This is a genomic window from Collinsella sp. HCP28S3_B9, from assembly GCF_052066095.1.
In the GTDB taxonomy this organism is placed as follows: Bacteria; Actinomycetota; Coriobacteriia; order Coriobacteriales; family Coriobacteriaceae; genus Collinsella.
In genome coordinates this window covers 1-9,803 of record NZ_JBQHST010000044.1, presented here as the reverse complement: position 1 = coordinate 9,803, position 9,803 = coordinate 1, and the positions used below count along the sequence as shown (strand labels likewise).

General features: G+C 58.2%; 10 protein-coding genes. 8 read left to right on the top strand and 2 right to left on the bottom strand.

Annotation, left to right across the window (positions count from 1 at the left end; genetic code table 11):
* Positions 1-539 precede the first annotated feature (539 nt).
* From ACTNBB_RS08785 to ACTNBB_RS08775, 3 genes are all read left to right on the top strand, one after another.
* Entirely contained in the window at positions 540-1,364 is an 825-nt protein-coding gene (locus ACTNBB_RS08785; protein WP_441057454.1) for a PfkB family carbohydrate kinase, read from the top strand.
* Positions 1,357-1,686, top strand: a complete 330-nt coding sequence (locus tag ACTNBB_RS08780) for a TIGR04076 family protein (protein ID WP_427747806.1) — start codon at positions 1,357-1,359, stop codon at positions 1,684-1,686. Before ACTNBB_RS08785 ends, ACTNBB_RS08780 begins: the two co-directional genes overlap by 8 nt.
* 162 nt (positions 1,687-1,848) lie before the next feature.
* The gene (locus ACTNBB_RS08775) at positions 1,849-2,952 is read left to right on the top strand and encodes an ATP-binding protein (RefSeq protein ID WP_441057452.1); all 1,104 of its coding nucleotides are present in this window, start codon (positions 1,849-1,851) and stop codon (positions 2,950-2,952) included.
* Between the two features lie 154 nt (positions 2,953-3,106).
* Here the strand turns inward: ACTNBB_RS08775 and ACTNBB_RS08770 are convergent, their stop codons facing one another.
* Positions 3,107-3,553, bottom strand: a complete 447-nt coding sequence (locus ACTNBB_RS08770) for a low molecular weight protein-tyrosine-phosphatase (RefSeq protein WP_441057450.1) — start codon at positions 3,551-3,553, stop codon at positions 3,107-3,109.
* A gap of 33 nt (positions 3,554-3,586) precedes the next feature.
* Entirely contained in the window at positions 3,587-4,957 is a 1,371-nt protein-coding gene (locus ACTNBB_RS08765) for an ATP-binding protein (protein WP_441057448.1), read from the bottom strand.
* Positions 4,958-5,182: 225 nt separating this feature from the next.
* On the opposite strand from ACTNBB_RS08765, the gene ACTNBB_RS08760 reads away from it, so the two are divergent.
* The 5 genes from ACTNBB_RS08760 to ACTNBB_RS08740 all read left to right on the top strand — a co-directional run bounded on the left by ACTNBB_RS08760 (position 5,183) and on the right by ACTNBB_RS08740 (position 9,693).
* Positions 5,183-5,461 (top strand): hypothetical protein, encoded by a 279-nt coding sequence (locus ACTNBB_RS08760; RefSeq protein ID WP_441057446.1) that lies wholly within the window; start codon positions 5,183-5,185, stop codon positions 5,459-5,461.
* 243 nt (positions 5,462-5,704) lie between these two features.
* Complete coding sequence (locus ACTNBB_RS08755; protein WP_441057444.1) at positions 5,705-6,238, top strand: isopentenyl-diphosphate Delta-isomerase; 534 nt, start codon at positions 5,705-5,707, stop codon at positions 6,236-6,238.
* A 138-nt stretch (positions 6,239-6,376) separates the two neighbouring features.
* Complete coding sequence (locus ACTNBB_RS08750) at positions 6,377-7,693, top strand: ATP-binding protein (RefSeq protein WP_441057442.1); 1,317 nt, start codon at positions 6,377-6,379, stop codon at positions 7,691-7,693.
* Between the two features lie 125 nt (positions 7,694-7,818).
* A complete protein-coding gene (locus ACTNBB_RS08745; RefSeq protein WP_154518349.1) occupies positions 7,819-8,685 on the top strand; it encodes a hypothetical protein in 867 nt (288 codons plus the stop codon).
* A gap of 114 nt (positions 8,686-8,799) precedes the next feature.
* Positions 8,800-9,693, top strand: coding sequence for an aldose 1-epimerase family protein (locus tag ACTNBB_RS08740; protein WP_427719707.1), 894 nt, complete (start codon positions 8,800-8,802; stop codon positions 9,691-9,693).
* Positions 9,694-9,803: the final 110 nt, after the last annotated feature.

The window sequence follows — 9,803 nt, the reverse complement described above, 5'->3', positions numbered from 1 at the left end:
GGCGCGGCTGCGCCTATGGCACTTCAACATCATTGTCGCAGCCCCGACCCGCGGTCACGAGCGGGGGCTCCTATCTTTTTAGTGCCCTCGGATTGGGTCATAGTGTCTGACTTCGCCAAAACATCGGCGTTGCCCTTGTTGGGATAGTCGTTGGGGACGTTCTTGTTTGACTAGTCGTTTAAGAACGTCCCCAACGACTAACTTAAAAACTATGCCGGATTACGGGGCTGAATGACGGATTGCCGACCATGCCGAAATTGGTAAAAAGAAAACCGCAGGTAGAAGGTTCGCTATGATTTGAAAATAAGGGGTGTGGTTGGCTCATTCAGGTTCAGCCCCGTAATCCGGCATAGTTTTGAAATGGCACTGAATAAGTGGCGGCAAATGAGCCGCAATGAAGCAAGCTAGCCCCTCGTTTCCGAAACCTTTCCGCAACAATTTGCCCTTCGTGCCGCTCGACTTCGCTCGCAACGTCCCCTGCGCTACACTTAGTTGCACTGTGGTGCCGTTGCGCCGCGCCCGATCCAAGGGGGACACTCATGAAGAACACTCAGCTGTTGCTGATCAACGATATGTGCGGCTACGGCAAGGTCGCGCTTTCCGCCATGCTGCCGGTGCTGTCGCACATGGGTTACCGTATCCACAATCTGCCGACGGCACTTGTGTCCGATACGCTCAACTATCCCAAGTTCTACATCCACGACACCACGGAGTACGTGCGTCAGAGTCTTGCCATCTGGGAAGAACTCGGCTTTGAGTTCGACGCCATCTCGACCGGCTTTATCGTGACCGAGGAAGAGACGCGCATCATCTCGGACTTTTGCCACCGCCGTGCGCAAAAGGGCACCAAGGTGTTCGTCGACCCCATCATGGGCGACAACGGCAAGCTCTATGCGGGCGTGCCCGAGTCCACGATTGGCCTTATGCGGCACCTGCTGGAGTGCGCAGACTACGCGGTGCCCAACTATACCGAGGCGTGCCTGCTTGCCGATAGGCCTATTGCCGAGCAAATTACGCCCGAAGAGGCCCGCGCCCTTGTGGACGCCGTGCGCGAGCTGGGTGCCAAGTCGGTGGTCATTACGAGCACCGTGGTCAATGGCACGAACGCGGTTATCGGTTACGACCATGTGGCGGGGGAGTACTTTACGATTCCCTTTGAGCTCATTCCGGTCTATTTCCCGGGCACGGGCGATACGTTCTCGGCAGTGCTCGTCGGCCGCGTTATGACAGGTTGGAGTCTGCAGCGCGCGACGTCCGATGCCATGCGTGTGGTGGCCGAGCTTATCGAGCGTAATGCCGACCAAGAGGACAAGTCGGCCGGTCTTCCCATCGAGGCCTGCTTGGATGTGATTGACCATGAGTAATGCTGGCGAGGGCGGCATCAGGCCTGCGGGTGAGAACAAGCCACTCGGCGCGCCGCGTGGCAAGCGTCCGCGTATCCGCGTGAGCTGCGTGGACCAGTTGGGGACGTGCCGCTGCCACCATGGTCACAAGCCGGGCGACGTCTTCGACTTCGACCGCGATCGCGGCAAGATGTGCGCCATGGCCTGTCACGTTGGCTTTCCCTATATCGACATTCTGCGCTATGGCGGAACTGTGCCCGGCAACGAGCCCGGCACGGCAAAGTTCTGCTGCCCCGAGGTCGATACGCTGAACGTCTGGCTTGCCGAGATCGTCGACGAGTAGTTGAGCGCAATGTGGCAAAGGGACAGTCCATTTGCCACATTCGCCGGTGGTGCCCCTTCTTTTTGCTTATAATCTCAAATCTCTGCATTTCATCCGATTTTAGGTTCTAAAAATTCTGCGTTTCATCGATAATTAAGCGTATAAAACTTTGCATTTCATTTGATGACACTGAGGTTTATCGATGAGGTCCAAGAGGCCCCCGACATCATGACGATGGCAAAGTTCCTTGTTGAGGACGGGAGGTGCCGTTGGGCGTTTTCGGGGTCAATGCTCGGGACTCAGTTCAAGGGCGTCAGGTCCTATCCCGTGGGGTATGTCCACGAGCTTAGGATGTTCCCGCTCGATTTTGAGGAGTTTTGCTGGGCAATCGGGGTGAGCGAGGGGGCTCGCCAAACGATACGTGACGCGTGTATCAGCGAGAGGCCCATTCCTGATTACATTCATGACGCGATGATGGCAAACTTCAGGACCTATACCGTTGTCGGCGGAATGCCGGAGGTCGTGCAGCGTTTCCTTGACACGCAGGGCGACCTTGCCTCTGTTCGTCAGCTACAGTCAGAGCTCAACGAACAGTACCGGTGGGATATCTCCAAGTATGCAAGCGGGCGAGCCCTGCAGGCGCAGAGCATCTACGATCAGCTCCCTATTATGCTCGAGGGCGAAAACAAGCGCTTCGTGCTCAATTCCATTGATCCCAAGGCTCACTACGAGAAGTATCAGCGAGATTTTGTATGGCTTGTCGATGCCGGCGTTGCTCTCAAAGCCGATATCGTAACCGAGCCAAAATCGCCCCTGCTCAAGACGGCACAGCCATCGCAGTTCAAGCTCTATCAATCGGATACGGGCATGTTGATGGCGCGCTACCCCGTTGGAGTCGCCCAAGCGGCGTATCTTAATAGCAAGGAGCCCAATCTGGGTGGCATATACGAAAACGTGGTGGCCCAGCAGCTGGCTGCCCAAAATCGCCAGCTTTACTACTATCAGACAAAAAAGCGCGGTGAAGTGGACTTTGTGGTCGATGGACCGGATGGGACGGCTGTTCCGATCGAGGTTAAATCGGGCTCCTATTATCACGCGCACGCAGCGCTCGGTCATGTGCTTGATACGGCTGAATATGGCGTAAGGCTCGGGATTGTTTTCTCGAGAGGCAACGTTGAGCGCAACGGAGCAGTTCTCTATTTGCCGCTATATGCGACCTGGGCCCTTTCGGATGTTTTGGGCGAGTCTTGCGCCGAGGGGATAAAGCTGGAGGTCAAGCCGGTCTAGGGCTAGTCCCTTTGCCACATTCATGAGCGTGGGTTTTCTTCCGTTTAGAGCGCACTTGAACGCTCAAAGTGGGAGAAAACCCACGCTCATTTTTCATGTGGAAGATTATCCGCGCTTGTTTCGCGCCGAAGGCGTGGCCCGCGACCTCGCTTGCCTACAGCTGCTCGAGCATGGCCGTGCAGCCGGCGAGCACGTCGCGGTACGTGGCATCGAAATTGCCGGTGTACCAGGGATCGGCCACGTCGCCGGGGCGCTCGGTCCAATCGAGCAAGCGCGTAATCTTGCCGTCGGGGTCGTCGCCAAAGATGCGACGCAGGCCACGCGCGTTCTCGTCGTCCATATAGACAATGTGGTCCCAGTCGCCATACTCCGCGCGACGCACCTGGCGTGCGCGGTGGGCGACGACGGGAATCCCAACTTCGCGCAGCTTGGCAACGGTGCCGTGGTGTGGCGGGTTGCCGATCTCCTCGGTCGAGGTCGCGGCGGAATCGATGACAAACTCCACCTCGCGCCCAGCGCGGCGCACGAGCTCGGTAAACACCGACTCGGCCATCGTCGAGCGGCAGATGTTGCCGTGGCAGATAAACAGTACGCGTTGCATATGCGGCTTCCTTTCTAGGCGGTCGCGCAGGGCTTACAGACTGCTCTTAAGGCAGTTTGCTCCAATAAAGACCGCTGCGTACAAGGGGAGGTGGCGTAGCTCGCGCCCGTCATCGGTTTCGCTGCGGGAAAAATTGTTCTCGGACAAAATGTAGGCATATGGCGATCGGACTTTGTCCATAAACGACCCGAGGGTTCTCGCGCGCACGTTACGTGCGGACTTTACCTCGACGGGCACAATTTCCATACGGTCGGTCTGAAGTAGAAAATCGAGCTCGCCGGTCGTCTTCCAAGACGACGGCGGCACCCAATAATACGTCTGCAGACCATTGCCCGAAAATGCCTGCATGACTGAGTTTTCCGCCAGGGCGCCTCGGAAGTCGGAAGACAGCGCTATGGCGGAATCCTCTTTGAGGTCGAGCCAGAGCCTCGGGTTGATGCCGAGTTTGTAGAACATGAGGCCGGTATCGAGAAGATAGACCTTAAAGAAACTTCCATCTTCGTCGTCGAAGGGAACGAGGGGAGGCTCGATGCCTTCGGTCAGGTTGTTGACCGATATGATGCCGGCGCCTTCGAGCCAGTCGAGCGGCTCGATAAGCTTGGCGCGACGGCCTCCGCGTTCGACCTCGGAGTACTTGAATTTTTTTGTGGACGATCTCAGCAGCTGGGATGGAATGGAGCGCCAGACCTTGCGCGCCGCCACGCCGCTGATCCCGTTTTCTGGGTCGGTCATGTCGGCGGTATAGGTCTCGTCGATTTCGCGCTGCTCGACGCGCGCATCCTCGATGGATAACGTCTTGCGATATGCGTTGACGGCGGCGGGCATGCCGCCCACGATCTGGTATCGATGAAACAGGCTGAGCGCGGCTTGGTGCGCGGCGTAGGTCTCGAGCGTGCCGGCGTGGGTACGAATGGCATCGGCCATCTGCTCTTCATTGAGCGCCCAGAGAAACTCCTCGAACGACATGGGATGCATGGTCTCTTGACGAACGCCGCTGGGAAAAGGCAACTTGCGCTTGCGCGTGGCGACACCGAGTTGGCTGCCGGTCGCGCATATGCGCCAGCCCGAACCCGAGAAAAAGCGAAGCGAGTTGAGCGCCCGTTCGCAGAGCTGCACCTCGTCAAACAGGATGAAGGCGGTTTCCTTGCGAATGGGGGTGCGTTTATAGTCTGAAATCCGCGCCACGATGGTGTCAACGTCGTCGGTGGGACAGTCGAACAGCGGAGCGATCAGCTCAAGATCGGTCTGAAAGTCGAGTTTGACAAACGCATCGCCGGCGATTCGCCTGCCGATTTCCTCGGCAGCGTACGTTTTGCCTACGCGTCGCGCACCACGGATGAGGAGGGGGCGTGAGGCATCCTTTGTCGCCCATGATTCGATAACGGATTCGATTGATCTGCGCATGGGGCCGCCTTTCCAATTTCGTGTACTTCAGATACATAGTTTAGTACGATTTCGTGTACTTAAAATACATGAAATCGTAGAAAAGCGTGTATCTGAAGTACACGAAATTGCACTGCTGGAGCTTGCAGGCGGATAAACACTACTCGTATGGGACGGTTTTCACCGGTCGCTCGCCGCCCTGGGCCGTGTTCGCCCCTATGCCCGCATCGAGGGCTGCGCTGATTGATGGCGGCGTTCCCAGCGGGCGAGCTTAATCGTCACCAGCGTGAGCGCCCAGGCCACAAGCGAGAACGCGGCGCCCACTGCGCCCACGTACGCAATGCCAATGTTGCTTACCACGGCTCCGCCTACCGCGGTGCCAAACGTGATGCCGACATTAAACCCATGGGCTTAACCGAGCTTGCGAGTACCATCGACTTGGGATGGCGGCGGCGTGCCACGTCCATGAAGTGCGTGAAGCATGACACCGAGAACAGGTACATGAGCAGCGCTAAGCTCATGTGACAAAGAGGCAGTCCCTTTGTCGCAGGCTGCGCTTGCCTGTATAGTCGCAATACAGGCGAAGATGGTCTCAGGTACATCGCGGGCGACAGGGGATCCCATGGGTATGCACACGACAAAGATTGCAGTGGGCGAGGGCAAGTTTGCGCTCGTGGCCCAGCTGACGGTGACGCCGCGAGGTATGGCGGTGTACGCCTGCTCGCCGGAGTTCGCGCACCTGGGCGCCACGGCGCAGGCGCCGAGGTCGTGGCGGTCGATGCCGCGACCGGCGAGACGCTCAGCCCCGTCGACCGCATCGAGGCCCATGCCGGCGAGGGTATTCTGCATCAGGCATTTCTGACGCTTCTGGTAGAGGGCCGGGGCGAAGACGCGCGCCTGCTGCTCTGTCGCCGCAGTCCGCTCAAGCGCCTGTGGGGCGGGGTTATGGCCGATAGCTGCGCCGGCCATCCGCTTCCCGGGGAAGACGTCGCGGCCGCCACGGCGCGCCGCATTAACGAAGAGCTTGGCATTACGCGCGAGCCCGATCAGCTCGAGCACCTCGGACACGTGGTGTACCGCGAGGACCACGGCGACGGTCGCTGCGAGTGCGAATGGTGTGAGGTCTACCTTGCCCATGTTGAGCCGGGCGAGCTGCATATCAACCAAGAGGAGATCTCGGAGGTGCGCCGCGTGGCCCCGTCCGAGCTCGACGGCTACCTGCAGGGTCACCCCGAGCAGCTGGCCCCCTGGCTCCGCGAGGCCCTCAGCGATCCATCCATCCGTACGGCCCTCGCTATGTGACAAAGGAACAGTCCGTTTGTCGCATTCCATGCCTTAGAAACTTGCAAATTCTTCGAGTTTCTAAGGTAACATCTTATAAACTTGCAAAAAATGCAAGTTTATAAGATTTCATGTCTGGTCGGGCGCTAGGGAGACTCTATGGATATCGTTCGCCGAAGCCGTTATCTTGATCGACTCATTGCTTTTCAGGATACCGACCTCATCAAAATCGTGACGGGCATACGCCGTTGTGGCAAATCAACGTTATTGGACATGATGAGGGACTATCTGGCGCAACAGGGGGTGCCAGCCGAGCGTTTGCTGATCTTTAAGATGGAATCTCTAGAGTACGCGGGAATTACGGATTATCTGACGTTTTATCGTATGGTTCGGGAGCGCATCGACGGCATCGATCATCCCTACCTGTTCTTTGACGAGCTCCAGAATGTCGAAGGTTGGGAAAAGGCGGTCAACTCGCTCCGAGTGGATTTGCCGTGCGATATCTATGTCACGGGCTCCAATGCCTTTTTGCTATCGAGCGAGCTCGCAACGCTTATCTCGGGCCGATATGTCGAGGTCAAGATGCAGCCTCTCACGTTTGGCGAATATCTTGATTTTCGCTCGATTGATGCGGTCGCCGCTGAAGGGCTTGGTGAGAGGGTCGAACTTGTTTCCAAGACGGGCGATCGCCTTAATTCAAATACCGTGCTTGAGCAGTACATAACCTATGGCGGCATGCCGTTTCTGGCCCATGATGAGCCGAGACGTGAGCTGTGTCGCGACTATATCCGTAGCCTCTACCAGACGATCGTCGCGCGCGATATCCTGTCGCGTGTGACGCGTAGAGGTCGCGGAGCTATCACCAAGCGCGATGTTCTCGAGCGGCTCTGTGCGTATCTGACAGACAACATCTCCAACCAAACCTCGGTCAACAAAATCGTAGGGACGCTCAACGAATCAGCGGGCGGTAAGACCAACGCATCGACGGTGTCGGCATATATTGACGCTCTGGAAGAGACGTACCTGTTTACCAAAGTAAAAAGGTATGACATCAAGGGGCGGGAGCTTCTTAAGACAGGCGGTAAATATTACATAGCTGATACGGGAATTCGCAGCTATCTTGACGGATATAGAGGTAGCGACAGCGGAAGGATGCTCGAGAACGTTATCTACAACCAGCTTGTCTTTGAAGGATACGAAGTGTTTTGCGGCCATCTACGCGCGGGGGAAATCGACTTTGTCGCAATCGGCGAGGGATCAGACCGCAAATATATCCAGGTTACCGAACGGATCGATGCCGAGGCGACGAGGGAACGCGAGCTGCGACCGCTCAAGCTAAGCACGCTAGGAAAAATTCCTGATTCGTATGAGAAGATCCTGATTGTCAGGGATGGCGACCATCCAACGGACATCGATGGCATCAGAATCGTGGGGGCAGTCGACTTCTTGTTGAGAAATAAGATTGCCCGCGGCTAAACGTAAACAGATCCGTTTCGATGCGACAAAGGAGCAGTCCTTTTCGCATTCCGTGCGAGCCCTCGTGCCGTCTGGGGGTATAAGGCTAGCAAGTGTTTATTTGCGAGGCCTAAGGGGCGCCCCGTATGGATATCGATAACTTTGAATGGTGGTATAGCGAGGGCGAGGTTCCGGACGAGGAGTGGGACGAGCCCGCGCCGCATGACGTGTCGAGCGACGAGGACGAGAGCGGCGACGATGCCGTCGAGACGGACGCCGCTTCCGACTCGGCCGAACCCCTAACCTTTGAACAGGCCTGGGCCCAGGCTGAGGCCGACGAGGCAAAGGCCGACGCCACGGCCACACTGGGTGAGCCGGCCGACATGTCCATCTCGCCGGCAAGGACCCCACAGCCGCGTCACACTATCGACCCCGACAGCACGGCATCCTTTAGCATTCTCGACGTGCCCGCGCAGGGCGCCCAGGCGCCTGCGCCCACGCATCGCCCCGATCTGGCTCGCGAGGAAGGCGCGGGCCGGCGCTCTCCGCTCGGCCCCATCCTCATCGCCTTCATGGCCGGCGTTATCGCCTGCTCGGCAATCGGCAGCGTTTGGAGCCATGTTGAGCAGCAGCGCCAAGACGCCGCCAAGGTCGAGATCTCCGTCGAACAATCGCTTAGCCGTACGCGCTCGGTGCATGTGTCGGTCGAGGTCAAGGACGGCGCGACGTGGGATACCGCGCGCGGCGACAGCCAGATGCTCATCCATATCGTAGGCCGCACGCTCAAGGGACAAGCGATCGACGAGCACCAATACGTCAATTCCGAAGGTGACGGTATCGAGCTCAAGCCCGGCGACTACGAACTTACGGTCGATGAGCCACCTGTCGCCACCGACGGCACGCGTTTTCGTGCCTCGAAAAGAATGGTTCCCGCGAGCTTTAACTCGCGGGCGCCCGATACGGTCGACACCACCTCGCAGGGCGGGTTTGACCTTTACGTGGATACCCAGTAGGCGCTCGCCGCCCATTTCCGCTATGGCTACTCAATAATCGCCTGCCGTCCCGTCCCGCCGCCAAGAGTGGGACAATAGTCCTCGACACTATTGTTTACTTTTGGAGGAAGTAGCATGTCTACCGTCACTACCATCAGGCGCGGCGGCCTCACCGCGGCCATCGATTCCATGGGCGCCCAGCTCACGAGCCTTGCCCTCAACGGCAACGAGTATCTGTGGCAGGGCGATCCCGCTTTTTGGGGCAAGCATGCGCCCATCCTGTTCCCCATTGTGGGCTCGCTGCGCAACAACACGGCGACATCTGCGGCCGGCAGCTGCGAGATGGCGCGCCACGGCATCGCGCGTATCGTGGAGCACAAGCTGGTCGAGGTGTCGGAGGACGGTTCGTCCGTCACCTACGAGATCACCGATACGCCCGAGTCGCTCAAGGCCTTCCCGTTCCACTTTAAGCTCAACATGACCTATGCCCTGACTGGCGACGCCACTCTTACGCAGACCTTTGCCGTCACCAACACCGGCGATGTGGACCTGCCGTTTTCGGTGGGCGGCCACCCCGCATTTAACGTGCCCGTTCCCGGTGCCGAGGACGAGGCGTTCGAGGATTACGAGCTGGCGTTTACCGAGGCTTGGACTAACGAGGCGCCCATCATCACGCCCGATGGCCTTATGACGTTCGAGGGAAGCTACAAGGCTCCCGATAACTCGGACGTGCTGCCCATCACACACCGTAGCTTCGACAACGACGCCATCATGTTCACCGATACCCCGGGCTCCACGCTCACGCTGCGCAGTCGCAAGTCGGGCCACGGCGTCAAGATTGACTTTGAGGGCTTTAAATACATTGGCGTGTGGTCTGCCGCCAACGACGCCCCGTTCGTGGCGCTCGAGCCTTGGACCGGACATACCACCATGGACACCGAGGACGATGTCTTCGAGCACAAGGTCAACACCATCACCTTGGCTCCCGGCGCCACCGACAAGCGCGCCTTCGAGGTTACGCTGCTCTAGAGGTTCCGCCGTTCTAACGAACGGCGGACCGGTCGACGCTGCGGGGGGGCCCCGCCGCCCCAATTTTTTTTAAAAAATAAACCCAGCTACACAAATCACTTAAATTCGAT